Raw genomic sequence first — 20,741 nt, forward strand, 5'->3', positions numbered from 1 at the left:
GGGGGCGTCGTTGGTGCCGTCGCCGGTCATCGCGACGAGCTTGCCGCCGGCCTGCTCCTTCTTGATCAGCGCCATCTTGTCCTCGGGGGTGGCCTCGGCGAGGAAGTCGTCCACGCCCGCCTCCTCGGCGATCGCCCGGGCGGTCAGCGGATTGTCGCCGGTGATCATGACCGTCCTGATGCCCATGCGGCGCAGCTCCTCGAAGCGCTCCCGCATGCCCGCCTTCACCACGTCCTTGAGGTGGACCACACCGAGGACCCGCGGTGCCCTGCCTCCGTCCTTCTCGGCGACCACCAGGGGGCAGTCCTCGGCCAGCCTCGCCGACATCCTGGAACGCGTGCTGGACAAGGGCATCGTCATCGCCGGAGACATCCAGATCAACCTCCTCGACATCGAACTGCTCACCATCGAGCTGCGTCTGCTGATCGCCTCCGTGGACAAGGCCAAGGAGATGGGCATCGACTGGTGGGAGCACGACCCCTCCCTGTCCTCCCGGGCCGGGAGTCGGGAGCCGCTGGAGGAGGAGAACCGGCTCCTGCGCGAACAGCTCGAGGCCCTGCGGGCCGAGAAGGGCCTGCCGCCCGCCGCCGGCGCCGACGACAAGCCTGCGCGCCGGCCTTAGCGCGGGCGCAGGTGTCGTTGCCGTAGCCCGTGCCCACGTGACCGCCGGTCTGATGGGAGTGGGGTGCCGCCGGAGGCGTTGATGATCTCGGCGGTGATGTAGCTCGCTTCCTGCGAGGCGAGGAAGACGTAGGCGTCTGCCATCCCGGCCGGCATCGGCATCTTGACCGGCGCCACCCGCGGCCCCTCGACCGTCCGGCTGCTGCGGGGAAGAAGCCCTCGACGCCGGACTTCTTCCGCTGGTCATCGCCCCCACCGGTGCTCCCCTGGCCGAGGACCTCACCGTCCGGCGGACCTATGCCGCCGCGCGGTTCGTCGAGTTCGATGCGCTGCTGGTGGCCGGCGTGCCCGCACCGGGTGCGGACGACCGCGGGGCCCGGGACGCCAAGTCCGGCACCGTTGCGGGCGGGCAGTCCACGCTGGACTCCCGCGCCGTCCTGCTCGTCGACGAGGCCTGGCGGCACGCCAAGCCGATCGCCGGAACTCTGTCTTCGGGGGCCGGGCCCGGCGCTGCCTCGCCTCCCCGTGCGAGGTCCGTGTGGGATGCCTGAATGTGGGTAGCTGTCGTTTGAGACCACGACCGCATGCCCCCCCGGGCCCGAGAGTCGGTCGGGTTGGATCTGCCGCCCCAGACCCCGGATGCGCCGCATCGCAGGCGAAGGAGTCGGGATGGCCCTCACGGATCGCCGCACGGCGTCACCGCCGGAAACTGACACTGGTACGGCACTCGGCCGGGGCGCCCCCGCGCCGTACGACGGGGTCTCGCCGTTCCCTCGTGTCGACCCCGCCGACCGGCACCGCGTCCCCCGATGGCAACTGGCTGCCACCACCGTCGTGGTGGCGTTCCCGTTCATCGCGCTCGTGATCGCCGTCGGATGGCTGTGGGGCAGTCTCGTCGGCCCGACCGATCTGATCCTCGCCGCCGCGTTCTACTGCCTCACCTGCCTCGGCGTGACACTCGGCTTCCACCGCGGACTCACGCACGGCAGTTTCACACCCAACCGCCCGGTGAAGATCGCGATGGCGATCGCCGGGTCGATGAGCTTCCAGGGTGACGTGATCACCTGGGTCGCCACCCACCGCCGGCACCACGCCTTCACCGACCGTCCCGGCGATCCGCACTCCCCGTTCCGGTTCGGCACCAGCCTCGCCGGTGAGCTGCGCGGTCTGGTCCATGCCCACGTCGGCTGGCTGTTCACCGCCGACGTCACCCCGCCCGCCCGCTACGCACCGGACCTCCTCGCCGATGCGGACCTGCGAGCCGTCTCCCGGGCGTTCCCCGCCCTGTGCGTGCTCTCCCTGGCGCTGCCCCTCGGGCTCGGCTGGGCCGTCAGCGGGAGTTGGCACGGCGCACTCACCGCCCTGGTGTGGGCCGGCCTCGTCCGGGTCGCCCTGCTGCAGCACGTGACGTGGAGCGTGAACTCGCTGTGCCACATGATCGGACGGCGCCCCTTCCGTACCCGCCGCCACGACCGGGCAACGAACCTGTGGCCCCTCGCACTGCTGTCCTTCGGCGAGAGCTGGCACAACCTCCACCACGCCGATCCCACCTGCGCGCGCCACGGTGTCGACCGCGGGCAGATCGACCCGACGGCCGCCGTCATCCGCCTGTTGGAGCGCCTCGGCTGGGTGCGCGACGTCCGCTGGCCCGTGGCCGGCCGGCTCGAAACCCGACGGCTGTCCTGATCACTTGGAGCCGTACCATGCCCACCCCCGCTCCGGCCCTCCGCGTCACCGTTCTGCGTTCCGTGCCCGCCCGGCGTGCCACCGTCCACGTGGCCGGCGAGCTCGACCTCGGCTCCCTGGCGCCGCTGCGCGAGGCGCTCCACCGCTGCCTGAGCGCTGGGATCAGCACCATCGACATCGACACCCGGGACGTCACCTTCTGCGACGTCTGCGGCCTCACCCTGCTCTCGGCGACGGCGGCCCGCCGGGCTGCCTTGAGCGGAGGCATCCTGACGGCGCGACGCCCATCCGCGCCGGTGGCCCACCTGCTGGACCTCGCCGACACCACCGCCTACCTGATCCCGGCACCGGGCCCGCCCCCCTCGGTGCCCGGCCACGCGCCGAGTGCCGCGGCCGGGTACGCGTCGTGAGCGGTCATGATCAGCGACCTGATGGCCCGCACCCTGCCCCGGCTCCGACGACGGGCCGGCACCCTTGAGCTCGACGCCCTCCGGGAGGCGGGGCGGCGCGCTCTCGGCGTGGACTGCCTCGCCGTCTCGCTCCTCACCACCGATACCGGCAGACGCGAGCCCCTGTGGCGCCCCGGCGCTCTCGCACGCCGTTTCGAGGACCTCGAATACGTGCTCGGGTCGGGCCCGAGCGGTGAGGCCGCCGTCCGCGGCCGGCCCGTCCTGGTCCCCGACCTGAGCGGGACCCGCGCCGAGCGCTGGCCGATGCTGGCCGCCGAGTCGGCGGCGCTGCCCGTCCTGACGGTCTTCTGCTTCCCCCTCGGCGTCGGCGCCATCCGGGTCGGCACCCTCACCGCAGTGCGCCGCACCCGCGGACCGCTCACCGGAGCACAGACCGACGACGCCCTCGTCCTCGCCGCGGCGATCACCTCGCTCTGCCTGGCCGTCCCGGACCACGGCGCCGGCGCGCCAGAGGAGGACCCGCCGGCGCTCCTGCGGGCCGTCGTCCACCAGGCGACCGGCATGCTCAGCGTCCAGCTCGGTGTCCCGCTGTCCGAGGCCCTGGTCCGGCTTCGCGCCCACGCCTACGCGTCCGGGCGACCGGTCGGCGACATCTCCCGGGACATCGTCGACCGCCGCCTCCGGCTGGGCGAAAATGAGAGGGAGGTCTGATCCAAAGCGCAGAGAAAGACCGATTTCATGACGCGTGTGCAACGACTGACCGAGGTGTTCGTGGAGGTCGCCAACTCGCTGACCGGCGACTTCGGCGTCATCGAGTTCCTGCAGCAGCTGTGTGAGCGCTGCGTGGAACTCCTCGATGTCGATGCGGCGGGAATTCTGCTCGCCGACCAGCGGGACCGGCTCATGACCATCGCGGCCTCCGACGAGCGCACGCACGTGCTGGAGCTCTTCGCCCTCCAGCACGACCAGGGCCCGTGCGTGGACTGCCACCGCACCGGCACCGCACGCGTCGGCATCGACCTCACCGATCTGAAGGTCGCCTCGGAGTGGCAGGCCTTCGCCACCCAGGCCCGGGAGGTCGGATTCGTGGCCGCCAACGCGATCCCCATGCGCCGGCGCGGGCGCGTGATCGGCACCCTGGGCCTCTTCCAGAGCACACCCGGGCGGCTGAGCGCCGACGACATCCTGCTCGCCCAGGCACTCGCGGACGTCGCCACCGTCGCCATCCTCCAGCAGCGCACCCTCGAGGACAGCGAAACCGAACGCGGCCAGCTCCAGTCCGCGCTGACCAGCCGAATCGCCGTCGAACAGGCCAAAGGCGTCCTCTCCGAACGCTGGCAACTCCCCCTGGACGACGCGTTCACCGCCTTCCGCACCTACGCCCGGGCGCACCGGCTCCGACTCGCGGAACTGGCCGGGGAGATCGCGAGCGGGCAGTTCGACACCGACCGGATCCCCCACCCCGACGCCAGGTAGAAGCACGCGCATCAGCCATTCCGGTGACCGGCATTTCGGCATGCCGCAAACCAGTTCCGACTGATGCCTAACGCCCGGCGGCGCTGGCCCGGTCCGGTCGGTCGACTGTGTGCGGCGGCAGTGCCCGTCCTCCGGCAGGCTGCACCGCAACGCGCCGGGTAGCGTGCTGGACGGGGGACGGATGCAAGGAGGCTCATGCCTGATGCCATCGTCGTCGGTGCCGGCCCCAACGGGCTGGTGGCGGCCAACATCCTGGCCGACGCCGGCTGGCAGGTCGACGTTCTGGAAGGCCAGCCGGAACCCGGCGGCGCCGTCCGCAGCGACCGGGGTGTTCACCCCGACTACGTCCACGACGTGTTCAGCTCGTTCTACCCCCTCGCCGCGGCCTCCCCCGCCATCGGGGCCTTGGACCTCGAGCGTCACGGACTGCGCTGGAGCCACGCACCCACCGTGCTGGCCCACCCGATGCCCGACGGACGCTGTGCCACCCTGCACCGGGGTGCCGCCGCGACATGCGCGAGCCTGGCGAGCGCGTTCGGCGGCGCGGATGCCGAGGCCTGGCAGCGGCTCTCCCGGCTGTGGGACGACCTGGACCCCCACCTGGTGCGCACGCTGTTCACCCCCTTCCCGCCGGTGCGGTCGGGTGCCGCGATGGCCGCGCGGCTGCGCGCCGCGGGCGGACTGCGGGCGCTGCGCTTCCTGACCTTGCCGGTGCGCCGCCTCGCGCAGGAGGAGTTCACCGAACCCGGCGCCGGTCTGCTGCTCGCCGGGTGTGTCCTGCACGCCGACCTGATGCCCGAGAGCGTCGGCAGTACGGCGTTCGGCTGGCTGATGGCCATGCTCGGCCAGCAGGTCGGGTGGCCCGTTCCGGTGGGCGGCGCCGCCGCCCTGACGGGCGCGCTGGTACGCCGCCTCGAAGCCCTGGGGGGACGCGTCCACTGCAACGCCCCCGTGGTAGAGGTCGTCGTACGCGGCGGCCGCGCACTGGGGGTTCGCACCGCCGACGGCCAGGCGCACCCGGCCCGTCGCGCGGTCCTCGCGGACGTCCCCGCCCCCGCCCTCTACGGCGCCCTGGTGGGGTGGGAGCACCTCCCGCCCCGGATGCCGGCGGACCTGCGGCGCTTCCAGTGGGACTTCTCCACCGTCAAGATCGACTGGGCTCTGGACGGCCCCATCCCCTGGACGGCGCCCGCAGCCGCCGCTGCCGGGACCGTGCACGTGGGCGCCGACATGGACGAGCTGAGCGACTACGCGCAGCAGTTGACCACCGGCCGGCTCCCCCGACGGCCGTTCCTGCTCCTCGGACAGATGACCACCGCCGATCCTGCACGGTCCCCGGCCGGAACCGAATCCGCCTGGGCCTACACCCACGTGCCCCAGACGATCACGGACGATCTGGGCCCCGACGCCATCACCGGCCGATGGGACCCCCGGGAGGCGGAGGCGATGGCGGAGCGCATCGAACAGCAGGTGGAGCGCTTCGCACCGGGATTCAGGACCCGGATCGCCGCCCGGCGCATCCTCACCCCGCCCCTTCTGCAGTCCCTGGATCCGAGCCTCGTCGGCGGCGCCATCAACGGCGGCACCACCGCGCTCCACCAGCAGCTCGTCTTCCGGCCCGTGCCGGGCACCGGACGCCCCGAAACTCCCGTGACCGGGCTCTACCTGGCTTCGTCGTCCGCCCACCCCGGGGGCGGTGTCCACGGTGCCTGCGGAGCAAACGCCGCCCGCGCGGCCCTGCGCTCGCAGCGGCTCCTGGCCGGCCGCGTGCTCTCGCCCGGTCTCGCCGCAGCCCAGCGGCTGCTGTCGGGCCGACGCGAGCAGCCGAACTGACAGCCACCCGACCGAACATGCCGGGCCCCCGGTCCGGCACAGCGACAAGCACCCAGGAGGAACCGCATGGCACGGCGCCAGCAGTTCGTGGAATGCCCACCACAAGCGGTCTGGGACGTCCTGGCGGACGGCCGCCGCTACGCCGAGTGGGTCGTCGGCACCCAGGACATCGACCACGTCGACCCCGGCTGGCCCGCCGTCGGCGCCGCACTGCACTTCCGGGCCGGCCTCGGCCCGCTCACCGTCGACGACAGCTGCGTGGTGCGGATCTGCGAGCCCGGCATCCGCCTGGAACTCGAAGCGAAGGCCGACCCGTTCGGCGCCGCCCGCATCGCGTTCACACTCGTCCCCTGGGGCGACAACACCCTGGTCCTCCTCGACGAACACCCCCTGACCGGCCCCGGAGCGCGTTTCCAGGGACCACCGAGCGAGCTCCTGCTGCACCTGCGCAACCGCCGACTGCTCGGCAACCTCGCCCGGGTCGCCGTCAGGGAACACCAGCACACCACCCCTGCGGGTTCCGCCTCCCACGGCCCGGGGACCGGTCCGTAGCCCGGGACAACTGCCCGGAGAACGAACCCTGTGGAAGTTCAGCCGGGGCCCCGCCGGTCAAGGCGGTCGGCCACCCTGTGACTCCGGTCCGCGATCTGAGCGACCGCCGCGCTGGCGTGGAATCCGGCTTCCCTCGACCGGCCATGTCCCGCAGCTCGAACGCCGGTTGCCGCACATTCTCCGCGAGCCCACCGGTCTGCGCGCGGACCGGGTCCTGCGGCTGCCCGCGGGCCTCGCCCAGCAGGTCACGCGCTGCGACCCACCTCACCGGCCACCTGCGACGCCTGTAACTTGACCGTGCCCGCACCCTCGGCCGCGTTGTCGGCAACGACCCCGGGCCCCCGCCGGCCCGGTCCCGCACACTCCGTGCGGACGCCGCCTCCGGGTGCCGTTCCGATCCGAACCCATCGGGCCCATCTAATCGCTCAAGACCGTCCCTCACCTCGTCCATCGGATGTCCGCCGGACAGCTTCCGTGTGGCGCCTGCCCGGTCAGTGGCCCGAGGTCGGGCCGTCGGGTTCCTGGGGGTCGACGCCGGTGTGGGCCTTCTCGGTGCGGCCGCCGCTGGGGCGGCCCGAAGGGCCCTGCCGGCCCATGTCGTAGGTGTGCTTCCCGGGGCCCTGCTTCTCACCGCGGCGGCTCACGCCCTCGACGGTGTCGCCGGGGACGCCCTGCTCCTTCTCGGCGGCCTTCTCACGGCCGGGTCCGGGCTTGGGGGCGTAGGTCCCGGGGTGGAACGAGCGGTGGGCGCTGTCGTTGGGCTCCTGGTGCTCGGCGTCGATGTCGGGGGACCAGCCGTGCTGGTCCGCTCCGGCGAACCGCTGGCCTGGCCCTCTGCCATCGCCGGGTGGGACTTCTTCGCGGTCATGATCATCACCTGCTGGGTTGTGTCGGCCGCCGTAGGGCGGTTGGCGTCACGCGTCGGCGGGGGCTCTTCGCTCGGAGCCAAACGGTCATTGACGCCGGATGGTGGGGTGGCTGGATCTGGGGCCAGGTGCGGACACCTCGGCGGCGGTGCCGCTCGGGGATTGCCGCGCACCCGGCCCGGTGGCGGACCGCTGTACGGCCCAGTGGCCGGGCGGTCAGTGTTTGAAGACGTCCTTCGCCTTGGCGCCGGCCTGCTTGGCGTCGCCCTTCATCTGCTCGGCGCGCCCCTCGGCCTCCAGGCTGCGGTTGCCGGTGGCGGCGCCGGCGGCCTTCTTCGCCATGCCCTTGACTTCCTCGGCCTTGTGGGCGGTTTTCTTGCCGATACCCATGGCTGATCTCCTTCTCGCGTGTCGTGACGTGGTGGCAGTTGCCACCTGCCTCAGCGGGGGGCGGAACTGTGCCCGAACAGGTGCAGCCCGTGCTGCCCGTCGGGCTCCGGCTCGTCGTCCGCGCGCGGGTTGCCGTCGCCCTCCGAGGGCATCGGGGCCACGCGGGTGCCGGCCGACTCCGAGGGCATCGGGGCCACGCGGGTGCCGGCCGTCTGCTCGCGGAAGGCGCGGCGCTGATCACTCATCAACTCGTCCCGCTGCCGGGCGAGGTCGTCGCGCTGCGCGGCGAGGGCGTCGCGTTCGCCGGCGATGCCGTCCCGGTCCCGGCCGGCGGCCGAGGTCGCCTCCGCGAGGGCGGCATCGCGCTGGTCGACCAGGTCGTCGCGGCTCTCGGCGACGGCCGCCGTCTCACGGCGGGAGTCGCGCAGTCCGTGGCGTGCCTCGCTGCCGCGACGTGAGGAACGGCGCGCGCCGGTCAACAGGAGTCCGAGTCCGAGCATGCCCGCCGCCCCGACGATGATGCCGAAGAGGAAGAGCGTGCCGGTGGAGCCGGTCATGTGGTGTCCGAACACCGAGAACGCATTCGTGAGTTCGTGTGCAGCGCCGGTGTTGGTGAATATTCCGGCGACTGCGACAACGGCCGCGGCCACCAGAACAAGAAGTCCGAGAAGAACAAAGATCATGACGACTCCCGAAGGTCTACGTTATATACCTACAGCTAACTCCGGGCGTAGACTTATAGCTACACCGTAGGTCTACGAACTTTAAGTTCGTCGGCGGTTACCACGAGCGACAGGAGGACCGACATGCCCCAGACCCCGGCCGACCCGGCCGTCCGGGAACACGCTCGACACACGGACGGAAAGCTGAGCCGCGAGCGAATGCTCGCCTGCGCGCTGGAGATCATCGACTGCGATGGCGTGGAGAAACTGTCCATGCGCCGCCTGGCCCGCGCCCTCGACCACGACCCGATGAGCCTCTACCGCTACGCCGCCAACAAGGCCGCCCTGCTCGACGGCGTCGCCGAGACGGTCCTCGGCCAACTCACGGTCGATTCCACCGACCCCGACTGGGCGGCCCAACTGCGCGCAGTCGCCCGCGACTACCGACGGCTCGCCCTCGAGCACCCCAACGTCGTACCGCTCCTGGTCACCCGGCCCCTGGCAACCCCGCTGGCCCTGCGCCCCCGGGGCACGCTCCGCCCGCTCGAAGCCGTTCTAGCCCTGCTCACCCGGGCCGGCTTCGACGGCCCCGACGCGCTGCACATCTACCGCGCCCTGTTCGGGTTCCTGCACGGCCACGTCCTCAACGAACTCCAGGAACTCATCGACAACCCCGAGGAGACCGACGACCTGCTGCGCCTGGGACTCCACCGCCTGCCGCTCGGCGAATTCCCCCTCCTGCGCTCCCTCGCCACCGCCCTCGCCACCTACGACGGCGCCGCCGAACTCGAGCGCGGCCTCGACATCCTCCTCACCGGCCTGACCACCACCCTCACCCCCCGGCCCGGAACGCCGACGAGCGCCGGACACAAACACCGGACTCCGCGGACCACGACCGGGGCCGGCAGACGCAAACCCTCTGGAACGGAGAACGAGAACAGGAAAGGCAAAGCACCTTCCCCGCACTGACGGAGAACCACGAGGGGGGAACCTGCAACGGAGACCATCGTGATCATTCTCGGAGCCATCCTCCTCGTCATCGGACTCGTCGCCGGCATCGGCTTCCTGTGGACCATCGGCGCCGTCCTGGTCGTCATCGGCCTGATCCTGTGGATCATGGGCGCGGTCGGCCACCAGGTCGGCAGCCGCCCCCACTACTACTGAGACGCACCCCCGTCCCTCCCCCAGGCCCGGCGGCACAGTCGGTTCCGACCGTGCCGCCGGGCCGCTCACGGCCGAGGCCGCGGCACTCCCGCCAAGCCACCGGCGCCGACCGGCCGGTTGAGGACAGCGGTCCGGCGCGCTGCAACACCCGCATCCCATCGCCGAGACGAGCGCAGCGCCCAGGCCGAACAAGGCGGGGCCATTCGCCGGCACAGATGCCCCACCGGTCGGCACGGTCAAGGCCCTGGACTGTAGACATGGTCGCTGCGGACGCCGGAGTGGTGGTCAATCGCGCACTTTTACCCGGTACGGGTTGCGGAGCCCGTAACGGAGACCAGGCCGGCGGTGGCGGTCCCGACCGCGGCATCGAGCCTCGGCCCTGTCGCACGCCAGCCGCCGCCCAGCGCGGCGTAGCGGCGTTGCCCTTATAGCGGATCCAGCAACCACTGGTCGGGCGCGCACAACCTCAGCATGCGTGGCCCAGATCGGACGGATCCATCCCCCCGGCTCCCGTCGCAGGAGCGGCACGATTGAGGGGCGGCCGGGCCCTTCGCCCGGCCGCCCCCTCCGCCATCGGAAGGCGGCGCCGTAACTCGCCGGTGGGAATGGGAGGATTGTTCGACGGTCAGCGGCGGGCGCGGTCGTCGTCCTCCTCCTCATCCGGTTCGAAGTCCTCGTACTCGTCCTCGTCCTCGTCCTCCGGAGCGTCCTCTTCGTACTCCGCCTCGTCGTCGTACTCGTCCTCGGTGTCACCCTCCGTGGGTTCGTCCTCGTCGTCGTACTCGTCCTCGGTGTCACCCTCTGCAGGCTCGTCCTCGTCGTCGTACTCGTCCTCGGTGTCACCCTCTGCAGGCTCGTCCTCGTCCTCGTCCTCGTACTCCTGGTCCTCGCCTTCCTGGTCCTCCCGCTCCCGGGCGGCCTCCTCCTCTTCCATGGCCTCGTCATGGGTCTTGACGACCTCGCCGTCGCGGATCTCGCCGCGCCAGCCCTCGGCCTCGTCGTTGGTCAGGGAGACGTAGCGCTGGAAGTTCTTGAAGTCCAGCCGCAGGCGGCGGCCCTGGGCGCGCCAGATGTTCCCGGTCTTCTCGAAGAAGCCCGCGGGGTAGTACTCGACGACGAGGACGATGCGGGTCAGCGTGGGAGTGATCTCGTGGAAGCTCACAGCGCCGCGGGTGCTGCCCTTGGCACCCTGCGAAGTCCACACGATGCGCTCGTCCGGCACCTGCTCCTGGACGGTGGCCTTGAAACTCCGCTTCGACGGCCCGACCTTGACCTTCCAGTCGGTGGTGACCTCGTCGCCCTGGGAGACGCTCTGCACTCCCTTGGCAAAACCACTGAAGTCCTCGTACTTGGTCCAGTGGTCGTACGCGGTACGCACGGGCACCCCGACGTCGAGGGTCTCGATCATGTTCATCGGCTTCTTGCCGGACTTCCGCCCGGGCTTGCCGCCCCCGCCGAACGCCCCCTTGACCTTGTCGACGACGTTGTCCTTGACGCTCTTCGCCTTCTCACCGAGGAAGGCCTTGATCGGCGAGTCACCCTGCAGGACACGGGCACCGACCTTCGGCAGCACTCCGCCGTTCTCGGCGACCTCCCCGAGCTGCCCCGTCAGGTCGGAGACCTTGTCGCCGGCCTTCTCGACCAAGTGCTCCACCTGGGCCCCGAGAAAGTGGACGGCCTCCTCACGCAACTTGTCGAAACCCGATTTTTCGGACGACTCTTCCGGGGACTTCTCGCGCGACTCACGTTCCGTCGTGGCCATGGCCTACCTCCTGCCGGTGGAGCGTGTGGAGGACCTGCTGGATGCGGTCTTCTTCGCCGCACTCTTCCTGGCCGGGGCGTCTGCCTTCGGGCCCGCAGTCTTCTTGGCCGGGGCCTTCGCCGATCTGGTGCGGCTCGCCGAACGCTTGGCGGCGGGAGCGGTCTTCGCCGGCGCCTTCTTGGCAGCCGGGGCCGCCTTCTTGACCGCAGTCTTCTTGGCCGGCGCCGCGCGACCCTTTGAACCTCCGGCGGCGGAGGCGCTCTTCGCAGGCGCCTTCCTGGCCGGGGCCTTCTTCGCAGGCTTGCGTTCGGGCGACGGCTCGGGCTCGGCCCTGGGGGCCGGCCGCGAGGCACGCCCGGCGCCGCTCGTGGCTGCGCGACGCCCCGCAGCCCTCTTCTGCCGCGGCTCCTCCGGCTCCTCGGGCTCTTCCTCGTCCTCCGGCTCCTCGGGCTCTTCCTCGTCCTCCGGCTCCTCGGGCTCTTCCTCGTCCTCCGGCTCGTGCGCTCGTGCAGGGATTCGGCGAACTCGCCGACACGCCGGTTGGCCACAGCGACCAATGCCTTCTTGCCCGTCTCCAGGAGCTCCCCCTTGACCTGCTCGCTGAGCTCCGCGACCTGCGGAACCTCACCCAGCTTCTTGAGCCCTTCGGTGGCGAGCTGCTTCGGATCGAGGCCGAACCGCCTTCCGGCGATGTACGTCGCGACGGCGAAGGCGAGCCGCCCCTTCTTCGTGCGTCCGAGCACGTATCCGCCGGCGACGGCGGCGCCCAGAGCGACCTTGGTGGTGTTGTTCATGAAGTCATCCCTTCGGCCCGTGCCCCCTTCCCGATCGGGCACCGCGTCCAGGGGCACACACGACGGTGCGAGGGCCCTTGCCCACGACGGGGAGCGATGCTCCGGGCGCGCCACCAGGTTCCCGGCGAGCGCCGGACACACGCGACGCGGCCGAGGGGCCTGATCCACCACGGCACGCGGGGACGTCATGATGTCCCGTCACTTCCCGACGACGGGGACCGAGCGCGACTCGGGCGCGTCATCGGGGGCAGGCGACCGTCCAGCGTCTCCCCATCCGCCCCAACCCGAAACGACGGTGCAGCCGCGCACGTCCGCTCGACGAGAAGGGCGAACTGCTCGCCCACAAGCGGATCCGCCGCTACAGCGGCGCAGCGTCGTGTTGCGACGGCGGTCCGGGTCCTTGCGGCCGCTGTGGGGCAGGGTGCATATGTGGATGAATATGACGTGGACGAGGCGCTGCAGCAGGCGCTCGACCGGCTGACCGCGCTCGCGCACATCAGTTCGGCGCTGGCCGGCACCCTGGATGCGCGGGCCGGGCTGGAGCGGGCCTGCCGGATTCTCGCGCAGCGCCTGGGCGACTGGTGCGCGATCGACCTGCTCGCCGACGACGGGCGCCTGGAACGGATCACCGCCTCCCGCCGCGGCACCCCGCCGCGGGACGACGGGCGGTCGGCAACCGTGACGCGGCCGCCGGAGGCCGCGACCGGCCCGCTCGCCCGGGTGCTGCGCGGCGCCGGCCCGCTGCTGCTCGCCGAGGCCGATCTGCGCCCCGTGCTCCGGCACGATCCGTGGGACGCCGCCGAGGACCGCGCCCTGGCACAGCACGAGGCCGCGTGCGCGGTGATCGCGCCGCTGCGCTCCCGCCGGGAGGTCCTCGGCGCCGTGACCGTCGCCCGCGCCGGTAACCGGCCCCCGCTCACGGAATCTGACCTGCCACTGGTCGAGGACATCGCCCACCGCATCGCCCTCGCGATCGACAACGCCCGCCTGCACCGGGAAACCGAGCACATCGCCGAACGCCTCCAGCGCTCCCTGCTCCCCGCCGTCCCCCAACCGAACCACCTCACCCTGGCCGCACGGTACGCGCCCGCGCACGGCACCGCCGAGGTCGGCGGCGACTGGTACGACGCCTTCGTTCTCCCCGCCGGGCGGACCGCACTGATCATCGGCGACGTCACCGGCCACGACCTGCATGCGGCCGTCACCATGAGCCAGCTGCGCAACATGCTCCGCGGCATCGCCTGCGACCGCCGGGAACCGCCCGGCCGGATCCTGCACCGCCTCGACCTCGCCCAGCACGCCCTCTACCCCGGCACGACCGCCTCCTGCGTCTATGCCATCGTCCAAGGGCCGACGGGTGGGCCGTGGCAGCTCGACCACGCCGGCGCCGGCCACCCGCCGCCGCTGCTGGTCACCCGCGACGGCGACACCCGCTTCCTCGAAGGCGGCGCCGGCGTCCTCCTCGGCGTCGACACCGCCCTGCCACGCCCCAGCGCCACTGATCCGCTGCCGCCGCTGTCCACCGTCCTGCTCTACACCGACGGCCTGATCGAACGCCGCGGCGAAAACCTCGACCGCGGCCTGGCCCGGCTGCGCCAGCACGCCGCCGCCCTCTCCCGCGAGACCCCCGACACCCTTTGCGACGAACTCCTCACCGGCCTCGCCCCCGACGCCACCGACGACATCGCCCTCCTCGCCCTGCGCATCCCCACCGCCGGCGCAGGCCGAACCGCACGGCCACACCCTGAGCACCGGCCCACGCTGCCGGCATGACCACGCCCGGGCCGGACCGGCGTCCCGGAGACCAGCGGCGGTACGCTGCCGGGGCGCTGAGAAGCCGCGCCGCGGTCCACCACACCGGGCATGACGGTGCCGTCGGCGCGCGCGAGGACGGCGCGGTCGCCGCTGACCCGCCTGCCCTGCGCGATGTCGGTGAGGATCGGGCGCTGGGCCGGCACACTGCCCGCGCCGGTGTCTGCCGGGTGCAGGGTGCGGTGTGCGTCCACGCCGATCAGCGTCCCCGGCGCATAGCCCAGCAGCCGCTCCGCCCACGGATTGCATGCGATCACCAGGCCAGCCGCGTCCACGGCGTACACCCCGGCTTCCACCGCCTCGAAGAGCGCGGCCAGCAGCGCACCACCCGCGACGGCGCTGTCGGAGGTGGATGCGACGGCATCCGTTCCTGGATGGCCCTGCGCTCCAGAAGCCCCCGAATCCCGGCCCGCGGAAGGGCCTCGTGCGCCGGGCCCGTCAGAAGCCGGATGCACGGCACGCCTCCCTCGCGTCGGCGAACACCTCGACCACCATGTCCAGCCCTGTCAGCTCCAGCAGCCGACGGACCTGCTCGCCGGGACCCGCCAGCCGCACACGGCCGCCCAACGCCCCGGCCCGCCGCATCCCAAGGGAGCGGAGGCGGTCTGGTCTACCCGCTGAACCGCAGCGTCGGGACGGATGCACCCATCCGGCATCCGGCCCAGGCCGGTGCCATCACCGTGGTGCGGGAACCGGGCTGCTCAGTCAGGTCATCGAGCGCGGGCGGAGCCGGCTCATGCGATTTTACGAGCTCGCCCGGAGCGTGAGGCCGTCCCCGGTGAACGGGTGCCGGCGGTCAAAAGGAGGCCCGGCAATGTCTGTCCACGTCGGGATCGACGTGCATCGCAAGCGGTCCCAGATCGCCGTGGTGGACGAGAGAAGGAGAACGGGGCGCAGCACCGCGAGCCGCAGTGCACCGTCCAACATCCGAGGGGAACTTCACCACATCCCCTCTGACGAATACGCGACACCTCAACACGCGAGCCCACCAGTCGCAGCCATACTGCCACAATCCTTGCCGCAAGACACACCAGACATTCTTAATTTGCCGATCCCCAGATTCTCAAATTGCATAGTTTTGCATCACCGCAGGCCAGCTGGGTGCGCAAGCTCGCCTGTGCGGTGAAATTTAGCTTCGATTTCGAGCGGAGGAACTCAGCGATCAAGTTCGGCAAGATAGTGGCTTCTGAAGTAAACCGCCCATCCCGGCCGAGCATATCCACTATCGTGCGATGACATGGCAATCAACAACTGGTCAGTGACTTACACGTCAGCGCACCCGATCCCGGGATCCGACGACAGGATTCCCGTTCGGGGCAAGCTAATGAACAGTCTCGCGGCCGCGATGAACGAAGAGCCCGTCACGGACTGGGTTTTCGAGGTCCGCGGCAAGATCGTCGATGGCATCGCCGAGTTCCAACGGCTGGTCGATGAGGCTGGGAGCGCCTCACCCGGCGAGTTCATCGCTCGCACGAACGGTGTAGTCATCGCGTCCAGCTGACCGCGCCTTTCAGGGCGGGCACCGATCGGGTGGCGGCTGGCCGGTCGGCGTGAGGGCAGAACGAACGAGGCTCCCGGGCGATAGAGCGAGATGTCTCACGTCTCAAGCAACCACCCAGGGAGCCTCGTTGGTCACCTATCCTGCCTGCACCGGACCTGCCGCATGCTCTCGTCGAGTGGGTCACGATGCCGATCGTCACCCGGGAGGATGACCGCCGATGCAGGCTCCGACCCGCCCAGCGAGCCCTGGTGGCGTACTCAACGTCCGAGATCGTCTTCCAGGGGCCGTCGTGGAAGGCCTTGGTGCGGATGCACTCGGCCTTGTGGCGGCCGTTGATGGTTCCCATCAGCACGTTGTCGTACGCGTCCCCGACGCGCCCGACCGATGACCCGATGCCCTCGCTGTGCAGGTACTCGGTGAACCGCACACTCGTGTGCCATAGCCGGGGATGGCCCAGCCGCCAGGGGGAGTACGACCGGGCCTGGGGCCACGGGGGACGGGGTGGACATCGCCTCGGCAGAACGACCGTACGACCGACCGCCGCCCGGGCCGGGAAGGCGCGCACGCGTTCCGGCGGCCTCCCCCGACGCGGTGCGCGGCGGCGCGAGTCTGCGCGCCCGGCCGGCCGAGGCCGCCCGGCCGTGTGCGGTGCACTGGCGGCGCGGCGCAGCCGTGGGTCTGGGAGGCGGCGATGTACTGCAGGCGAGGTGGCGGTTGCCGTCGAGGGCGGCGGCGTCGGCAGGGATGGTCTCGTAGTACGCAAGGGCTTTGGCGCCGAGGCCGCAGGCTTGTTCGAGGCACTGTTCGGCGAGGCGGACGGCGAGGGCGCGGGGCGGTGCAGGTCGATGACGCGGATGGCGCGACCGCGCAGGGCGGTGCAGGCGAGTTTGGGGTCGCCCGCTTCGCCGGCGAGGACGTAGGCGTGGTTGCAGTAGTCCTCGGCGAGGTTCTGGTGGCCGGCGTCCTGGTCCATCCCAGCCGATGAGGTGGACCATCTCGGAGGTGGCGGCGTAGAGCCGGCGGCAGGACTGACAAGCAGCGCCCAACCAGACCTCCCGACGTCTGCGCCAGCCAGAGTGAGCTCAACTGACGGTTCGTCGGAAAGGTCAGCAAAAAGTCGGCACCGATCCGACCACACCCTGCCGCACGAGTCCGAACGCGAGACTCGGCACAGCTGGGGACGGTGCCTCCCCGCGCTCGAGAACAGGGCGAGCCGGCTCTCGACTCCGGACAGGAGAGACACCTCTAACGATTCGGCCGATGATGTCCTCTCCCTCACGTGTCAGCCATCATTTCCACAGGTCAGCGTGTACGCCCCCGAGGCTTCAGAGGCAGCGCCGGCAGCGCCGGAGCCCGCAGGCGAGCACCGTCGTAGCCGTGCACCTCGCCGAATCGAACACCCTCCTCCCAGTCCTTCCGTGCCTGGGCGATCTCGTCACCGGATCGGCCGACGAAGTTCCACCACATGACGAGCTGTTCCTCGAAGGGCTCGCCGCCGAGGAGCAGCAGGGCGGCGTCGGTGCGGGCGAGCAGCGGCAGTTCGCGGCGCCCGCAGCCGAGGTAGAGGATCGAGCCCGGCTCGACCCGGACGCCGTCCACGTCGACGCTGCCGGTCATCGACAGCACCGCGTACTCGAAACCGGGCTCCAGCGGCAGCCGGTGGGCGGCGCCCTCGCGGAGGGCGAGGTCGGCGCCGGCCAGGGCGCTGTAGATGGTGCCCGGGGAGGTGGCACCGTCCAGCGTCCCGAGGACGACCCGTGCTCGCAGCCCGCCCGCGGTGACCTCCGGCAGCTCCGGGTGGTGTTCGAAGGCGGGGGCGGTGTGGCGGTGGGCGTCGGGCAGAGCGACCCAGAGCTGGGCGCCGTGCAGCAGCCGGGCGTGCTCGCGCGGCGACTCCTCGGAGTGCGAGATCGCCCGGCCCGAGGTCATCAGCCCGAGTTCGTACGGCCGGACGGCCTGCAGGCTGCCGAGGCTGTCACGGTGCAGCACCTCGCCCTCGTGCAGCCAGCTCACCGTCTGCAGGCCCATGTGCGGGTGCGGCGGGACCTGCATGCCGGGCTCGTCGGCGATGTCGTCCGGCCCGTAGCCACGGTCGACTCGCCCAGCGGCACCTCGCGGCCGGCCACCAGCTGCTTCACCGGACCGTCGGAGGCCTCGCCGCCGCAGCGGGAGGCGGCGGGGCGGACGTCGAGGTTGCTCATGCCGCGAGTATCCCCCCGTGCCCGGTCGCGGCCCGGCAGGTGCGGGACGGGCGAGCCGCGGGCGGCACGGGTGGGCCGGGGCGGCCCCGGGTCAGGTCCGGCGGGCGAGGGCCTGGCCGAGGAAGGCCGTCGCGTCGGGGAGGACGCGGCGCCAGAAGCCGTCCGTGTGCGCGCCGCGCGGGAAGTGCGTCTCCGCGGCCCGGTCGGCGAGCCGGCGGGCGGCGGGGCAGAACGGGTCCTCGGTGCCGCACCAGACGGCCAGCCGGCGGGTGAGCGGCCGGTCGAGGTGGCGCAGCGGCTCGTGCGCCACCCAGTCGGCCTCGTCCTGGTACGCGTCGACGGGCCGGGCGTCGTCCCAGGAGGTGAAGAGGGCGGGGCTGAGCAGCGCGGCGGCGGCGAGTCCGCCGTCGCGGGCGCGGGCGTACTGGAGGGCGCCGGAGCCGCCCATGGAGATGCCGAGCACGCCGGTGGGGGCGGCCAGGCCGCGGGCGGCGAGCCACCCGGGGACTTCGTCGAGCAGCATGGCCATCGGGTCGTCCCCGGGGGTGCGGCGGTGCCAGTAGGTGGCTTCGCCGCCGTCCACCGCGACGAGGTGGAAGGGCGGCACGCCCTTGGCGGTCGCGGCGGCCAGGAACTGCGGCAGCCCGAGGTCGACGAGCGCCGCCGCGGAGCCGCCGCGGCCGTGCAGGGCGAGGCAGACCGGCAGGTCGGCGCGGGGCGCGGTGCCGGGCGGGGAGATTACGGTCAGCTCGATGCGGCGGCCGCGCGCCTTGGAGGCGAGCTGGTCGGTGCGGACGGGGCCGGGTTCGACGGCCGGGACGGTGCCGTCCGGGCCGGTCATGCCGATCGCGCGGCGGAGCCGGGCCCCGCCGGGCAGCACGTCCTCGACCATCGCGCCGCCGACCGCGGCGGCGCCGATGCCGGCGACCAGCAGGGCCCGCAGGAATCCGCGCCGGCCCGTGCCGGTCTCCGGTTGCCCCGCGGACGGCTCGGCACCGTCCGGGCCGCCGTCCGGCGGGGCACCGGCGGGTGCGGCCCGCCCCGGCCCACGCGGCCGCTCCGCCCCCCGGGACTGTTCCGGGATCCTCCCGACCGCCGCAGCCGCTCCGGCCGTGCGTTCCTCGCCGCTCGCCTCCAAGGCCCCTCCCCCGATCGATCTTGGGCCTCTACTCTACGGGCCGTCAGTTCCGGCCGGCCGAGACCCTGCGGAGGAGGAGGGCGGCGCGGACGGCCGCTCCCGCCTCAGTGGCGGCAGGCCCAGTGGGCGCCGGCGGTCGCGGCGTCGGCCTGGGCACGCAGGGCGCGTACGGCCTCGGCCGGGTCGTCGGCGCTGTAGACGGCGGAGCCGGCGACGAAGACGTCGGCCCCGGCCTCGGCGCAGCGCTCGATGGTGGACGGGGCGACACCGCCGTCGACCTGCAGCCACAGGTCGAGGCCGTGCTTGGAGATCAGCTCCCGGGTGCGGCGGATCTTGGGCAGCATGATGTCCAGGAAGGCCTGGCCGCCGAAGCCCGGCTCCACGGTCATGATGAGGATCATGTCGAGCTCGGGCAGCAGGTCCTCGTAGGGCTCGATCGGGGTGGCGGGACGCAGGGCCATCGAGGCGCGGGCGCCCTTGGCGCGGATCTCCCGGGCGAGCCGGACGGGCGCGGCGGCGGCCTCGACGTGGAAGGTGACCGAGCCGGCGCCGGCCTCGACGTACTGCGGGGCCCAGCGGTCGGGCTGCTCGATCATCAGGTGGCAGTCGAGCGGGGTGTCGGTGGCCTTGGCGAGGGACTCGACGATCGGCACGCCCAGCGTGAGGTTGGGGACGAAGTGGTTGTCCATCACGTCCACGTGCAGCCAGTCCGCACCGCGGACGGCCTCGGCCTCGTCCGCCAGGCGGGCGAAGTCGGCGGAGAGGATGCTGGGGTTGATCTGCGCCATATCCGGGTACCTTCACAGCTCGGTGCGGGCGGTCGTCTGCGGCCGCTCCCTCCCATCATCGCGTGAAGCGGCGGCCGGAGGGAAAGCCGCGACCCGCGGGTGACCCGCGTCACAGGTCGGCCCCGGCGGGTCCGCCCGACCGCCCGCAGATCCGCCCGGGGAGGCGCCGGTACGGTGCGCGCCCCGGCCCGCACCAGGAACCGCCGGGTTCCGGAGAGGCTGTCGGTCCGTGGCCGAACACGTCCGTCCCGCCCGTGCCCTGTGGTGGCTCTTCGAGCCGGTGCACGCCCTCACCTACTTCGCCCCGGAGGGCCGGGTCGCCTACGAGTCGGTCGGTCTGCGCGGCTACTGGCGCGGCTACTTCGGCGGCCGGGCGGCCCCGCTCGGCCCGGTGGACGCGGCCCCGGTGGTCGCCGCGTTCTTCAACTTCGCGCCGTCGATGGTGGAGCGGGCGCTGCCCGACATCTGGCACCGGGCCTCGCCGGAGGCCGCGTTGGAGGCGCGCCTGGCCGGGGCGCGGGCCGCCCTGGAGCGGGTGCTGGGGGCGGTGAAGCCTGATCTGGTCGGACGCTCGGCGGAGTTGCTGGAGCGCGCGGTCGACGGGCTGGACTGCGGCGGCCGGGTGCTGGCCGCCGCCAACGCGGCGTTGCCGCGGCCGGCGGACCGGCTGGGCCGGCTCTGGCAGGCGACGACGGTGCTGCGCGAGCACCGCGGTGACGGCCACGTCGCCGCCCTGGTCGCCGAGGGCCTGGACGGCTGCGAGGCGCTGGTGCTGCGCTGCGCCCTGGACACCCGCCGCGAGGTGCTGCAGCCGCACCGCGGCTGGACGGACGGGCAGTGGGACGCCGCCGCGGGCCGGCTGGCCGGACGCGGCTGGCTGCACGGGGACGGGACGGTCACCGCGGAGGGCCGCTCCCGGCACCGCGCGCTGGAGGCCGCCACCGACCTGGCGGCCGCCCGGGTCTGGGACGGCTTCCACCGGGCCGAGCTGGACGAACTGGCGGCGGCGCTGCGCCCGATCGCCACGGCCTGCCGGGCGGAGCTGCCCCGGGCCAACCCGATCGGTCTGCCGACGGCGGGCTGAA

19 protein-coding genes and 6 pseudogenes are annotated in these 20,741 nt (G+C 72.3%); 14 read left to right on the forward strand and 11 right to left on the reverse strand.

Annotation, left to right across the window (positions count from 1 at the left end; translation table 11 throughout):
- Positions 1–300, reverse strand: a pseudogene (locus IE98_RS42395) (HAD-IC family P-type ATPase); the annotation flags it as partial.
- Between IE98_RS42395 and IE98_RS0112895 the strand changes: the two are divergent.
- The 8 genes and pseudogenes from IE98_RS0112895 to IE98_RS0112925 all read left to right on the forward strand — a co-directional run bounded on the left by IE98_RS0112895 (position 215) and on the right by IE98_RS0112925 (position 6,578).
- A complete protein-coding gene (locus tag IE98_RS0112895; protein WP_030268358.1) occupies positions 215–622 on the forward strand; it encodes a gas vesicle protein in 408 nt (135 codons plus the stop codon). The pseudogene IE98_RS42395 and the gene IE98_RS0112895 overlap by 86 nt on opposite strands.
- Before the next feature lie 235 nt (positions 623–857).
- Positions 858–1,172 (forward strand): annotated as a pseudogene (locus IE98_RS49035) (catalase HPII); the annotation flags it as partial.
- 118 nt (positions 1,173–1,290) lie between these two features.
- The gene (locus tag IE98_RS0112900; RefSeq protein ID WP_078660982.1) at positions 1,291–2,307 is read left to right on the forward strand and encodes an acyl-CoA desaturase; all 1,017 of its coding nucleotides are present in this window, start codon (positions 1,291–1,293) and stop codon (positions 2,305–2,307) included.
- Between the two features lie 17 nt (positions 2,308–2,324).
- Complete coding sequence (locus IE98_RS0112905) at positions 2,325–2,717, forward strand: STAS domain-containing protein (protein WP_052390471.1); 393 nt, start codon at positions 2,325–2,327, stop codon at positions 2,715–2,717.
- Between the two features lie 6 nt (positions 2,718–2,723).
- Positions 2,724–3,428 (forward strand): GAF and ANTAR domain-containing protein, encoded by a 705-nt coding sequence (locus tag IE98_RS0112910; protein WP_030268364.1) that lies wholly within the window; start codon positions 2,724–2,726, stop codon positions 3,426–3,428.
- 27 nt (positions 3,429–3,455) lie between these two features.
- The gene (locus IE98_RS0112915; protein ID WP_030268365.1) at positions 3,456–4,193 is read left to right on the forward strand and encodes a GAF and ANTAR domain-containing protein; all 738 of its coding nucleotides are present in this window, start codon (positions 3,456–3,458) and stop codon (positions 4,191–4,193) included.
- Between the two features lie 195 nt (positions 4,194–4,388).
- Positions 4,389–6,026, forward strand: a complete 1,638-nt coding sequence (locus tag IE98_RS0112920; RefSeq protein ID WP_030268367.1) for a phytoene desaturase family protein — start codon at positions 4,389–4,391, stop codon at positions 6,024–6,026.
- Between the two features lie 66 nt (positions 6,027–6,092).
- A complete protein-coding gene (locus IE98_RS0112925) occupies positions 6,093–6,578 on the forward strand; it encodes an SRPBCC family protein (protein WP_043174081.1) in 486 nt (161 codons plus the stop codon).
- A gap of 491 nt (positions 6,579–7,069) precedes the next feature.
- Here IE98_RS0112925 and IE98_RS50080 read toward each other — a convergent pair whose 3' ends face one another.
- From IE98_RS50080 to IE98_RS47875, 3 genes are all read right to left on the reverse strand, one after another.
- Complete coding sequence (locus tag IE98_RS50080; protein ID WP_199922905.1) at positions 7,070–7,222, reverse strand: hypothetical protein; 153 nt, start codon at positions 7,220–7,222, stop codon at positions 7,070–7,072.
- Positions 7,223–7,660: 438 nt separating this feature from the next.
- On the reverse strand, positions 7,661–7,834 hold the full coding sequence (locus IE98_RS46230) for a CsbD family protein (RefSeq protein WP_078660983.1): 174 nt from the start codon (positions 7,832–7,834) through the stop codon (positions 7,661–7,663).
- 50 nt (positions 7,835–7,884) lie between these two features.
- Positions 7,885–8,517 carry a hypothetical protein gene (locus IE98_RS47875; protein WP_159400899.1) on the reverse strand — a complete coding sequence of 211 codons (633 nt, stop codon included), beginning with the start codon at positions 8,515–8,517 and terminating at the stop codon, positions 7,885–7,887.
- A gap of 123 nt (positions 8,518–8,640) precedes the next feature.
- Here IE98_RS47875 and IE98_RS0112945 point away from each other — a divergent pair, with 123 nt between their 5' ends.
- The gene (locus IE98_RS0112945) at positions 8,641–9,465 is read left to right on the forward strand and encodes a TetR/AcrR family transcriptional regulator (RefSeq protein ID WP_078660984.1); all 825 of its coding nucleotides are present in this window, start codon (positions 8,641–8,643) and stop codon (positions 9,463–9,465) included.
- Positions 9,466–9,504: 39 nt separating this feature from the next.
- Entirely contained in the window at positions 9,505–9,660 is a 156-nt protein-coding gene (locus tag IE98_RS50085; protein WP_199922906.1) for a DUF6131 family protein, read from the forward strand.
- 625 nt (positions 9,661–10,285) lie between these two features.
- Here IE98_RS50085 and IE98_RS0112955 read toward each other — a convergent pair.
- Positions 10,286–11,422 (reverse strand): SRPBCC family protein, encoded by a 1,137-nt coding sequence (locus tag IE98_RS0112955; protein WP_030268376.1) that lies wholly within the window; start codon positions 11,420–11,422, stop codon positions 10,286–10,288.
- A gap of 1,223 nt (positions 11,423–12,645) precedes the next feature.
- On the opposite strand from IE98_RS0112955, the gene IE98_RS42400 reads away from it, so the two are divergent.
- Positions 12,646–13,989, forward strand: coding sequence for a PP2C family protein-serine/threonine phosphatase (locus IE98_RS42400; protein WP_078660985.1), 1,344 nt, complete (start codon positions 12,646–12,648; stop codon positions 13,987–13,989).
- Positions 13,990–14,078: 89 nt separating this feature from the next.
- Here the strand turns inward: IE98_RS42400 and IE98_RS52560 are convergent.
- A pseudogene (locus IE98_RS52560) lies at positions 14,079–14,483 on the reverse strand (PAS domain-containing protein); the annotation flags it as partial.
- On the reverse strand, positions 14,467–14,613 hold the full coding sequence (locus IE98_RS52245) for an STAS domain-containing protein (protein WP_324605764.1): 147 nt from the start codon (positions 14,611–14,613) through the stop codon (positions 14,467–14,469). The pseudogene IE98_RS52560 and the gene IE98_RS52245, both read right to left, overlap by 17 nt.
- Before the next feature lie 652 nt (positions 14,614–15,265).
- Here IE98_RS52245 and IE98_RS49045 point away from each other — a divergent pair.
- Entirely contained in the window at positions 15,266–15,529 is a 264-nt protein-coding gene (locus IE98_RS49045; RefSeq protein ID WP_159400900.1) for a hypothetical protein, read from the forward strand.
- A 127-nt stretch (positions 15,530–15,656) separates the two neighbouring features.
- A pseudogene (locus IE98_RS47885) lies at positions 15,657–15,783 on the forward strand (IS5/IS1182 family transposase); the annotation flags it as partial.
- Here the strand turns inward: IE98_RS47885 and IE98_RS50780 are convergent.
- The 4 genes and pseudogenes from IE98_RS50780 to rpe all read right to left on the reverse strand — a co-directional run.
- Positions 15,741–15,965: pseudogene (locus IE98_RS50780) on the reverse strand (IS3 family transposase); the annotation flags it as partial. The pseudogenes IE98_RS47885 and IE98_RS50780 overlap by 43 nt on opposite strands.
- 866 nt (positions 15,966–16,831) lie before the next feature.
- Positions 16,832–17,730, reverse strand: a pseudogene (locus IE98_RS42405) (pirin family protein).
- A gap of 91 nt (positions 17,731–17,821) precedes the next feature.
- Entirely contained in the window at positions 17,822–18,868 is a 1,047-nt protein-coding gene (locus IE98_RS0112990; RefSeq protein ID WP_052390472.1) for an alpha/beta hydrolase, read from the reverse strand.
- Between the two features lie 104 nt (positions 18,869–18,972).
- Positions 18,973–19,656: a ribulose-phosphate 3-epimerase gene (gene rpe, locus IE98_RS0112995; protein ID WP_030268386.1), complete on the reverse strand. Its 684-nt coding sequence runs from the start codon at positions 19,654–19,656 to the stop codon at positions 18,973–18,975.
- Positions 19,657–19,885: 229 nt separating this feature from the next.
- Here rpe and IE98_RS0113000 point away from each other — a divergent pair, with 229 nt between their 5' ends.
- Positions 19,886–20,740 (forward strand): SCO6745 family protein, encoded by an 855-nt coding sequence (locus IE98_RS0113000; RefSeq protein ID WP_030268388.1) that lies wholly within the window; start codon positions 19,886–19,888, stop codon positions 20,738–20,740.
- Position 20,741 lies beyond the last annotated feature (1 nt).

The sequence above is a fragment of the Streptomyces sp. NRRL B-24484 genome, from assembly GCF_000717715.1.
In the GTDB taxonomy this organism is placed as follows: Bacteria; Actinomycetota; Actinomycetes; order Streptomycetales; family Streptomycetaceae; genus Kitasatospora.

Excerpts from the sequence above, each read along its gene's own strand:
- IE98_RS0112895 (WP_030268358.1), top strand. The coding sequence starts at position 215 with ATGCCCGCCTTCACCACGTCCTTGAGGTGGACCACACCGAGGACCCGC.
- IE98_RS0112900 (WP_078660982.1), top strand. The coding sequence starts at position 1,291 with ATGGCCCTCACGGATCGCCGCACGGCGTCACCGCCGGAAACTGACACT.
- IE98_RS0112905 (WP_052390471.1), top strand. The coding sequence starts at position 2,325 with ATGCCCACCCCCGCTCCGGCCCTCCGCGTCACCGTTCTGCGTTCCGTG.
- IE98_RS0112910 (WP_030268364.1), top strand. The coding sequence starts at position 2,724 with ATGATCAGCGACCTGATGGCCCGCACCCTGCCCCGGCTCCGACGACGG.
- IE98_RS0112915 (WP_030268365.1), top strand. The coding sequence starts at position 3,456 with ATGACGCGTGTGCAACGACTGACCGAGGTGTTCGTGGAGGTCGCCAAC.
- IE98_RS0112920 (WP_030268367.1), top strand. The coding sequence starts at position 4,389 with ATGCCTGATGCCATCGTCGTCGGTGCCGGCCCCAACGGGCTGGTGGCG.
- IE98_RS0112925 (WP_043174081.1), top strand. The coding sequence starts at position 6,093 with ATGGCACGGCGCCAGCAGTTCGTGGAATGCCCACCACAAGCGGTCTGG.
- IE98_RS46230 (WP_078660983.1), bottom strand. The coding sequence starts at position 7,834 with ATGGGTATCGGCAAGAAAACCGCCCACAAGGCCGAGGAAGTCAAGGGC.
- IE98_RS47875 (WP_159400899.1), bottom strand. The coding sequence starts at position 8,517 with ATGATCTTTGTTCTTCTCGGACTTCTTGTTCTGGTGGCCGCGGCCGTT.
- IE98_RS0112945 (WP_078660984.1), top strand. The coding sequence starts at position 8,641 with ATGCCCCAGACCCCGGCCGACCCGGCCGTCCGGGAACACGCTCGACAC.
- IE98_RS0112955 (WP_030268376.1), bottom strand. The coding sequence starts at position 11,422 with ATGGCCACGACGGAACGTGAGTCGCGCGAGAAGTCCCCGGAAGAGTCG.
- IE98_RS52245 (WP_324605764.1), bottom strand. The coding sequence starts at position 14,613 with ATGCGGCGGGCCGGGGCGTTGGGCGGCCGTGTGCGGCTGGCGGGTCCC.
- IE98_RS49045 (WP_159400900.1), top strand. The coding sequence starts at position 15,266 with ATGGCAATCAACAACTGGTCAGTGACTTACACGTCAGCGCACCCGATC.
- rpe (WP_030268386.1), bottom strand. The coding sequence starts at position 19,656 with ATGGCGCAGATCAACCCCAGCATCCTCTCCGCCGACTTCGCCCGCCTG.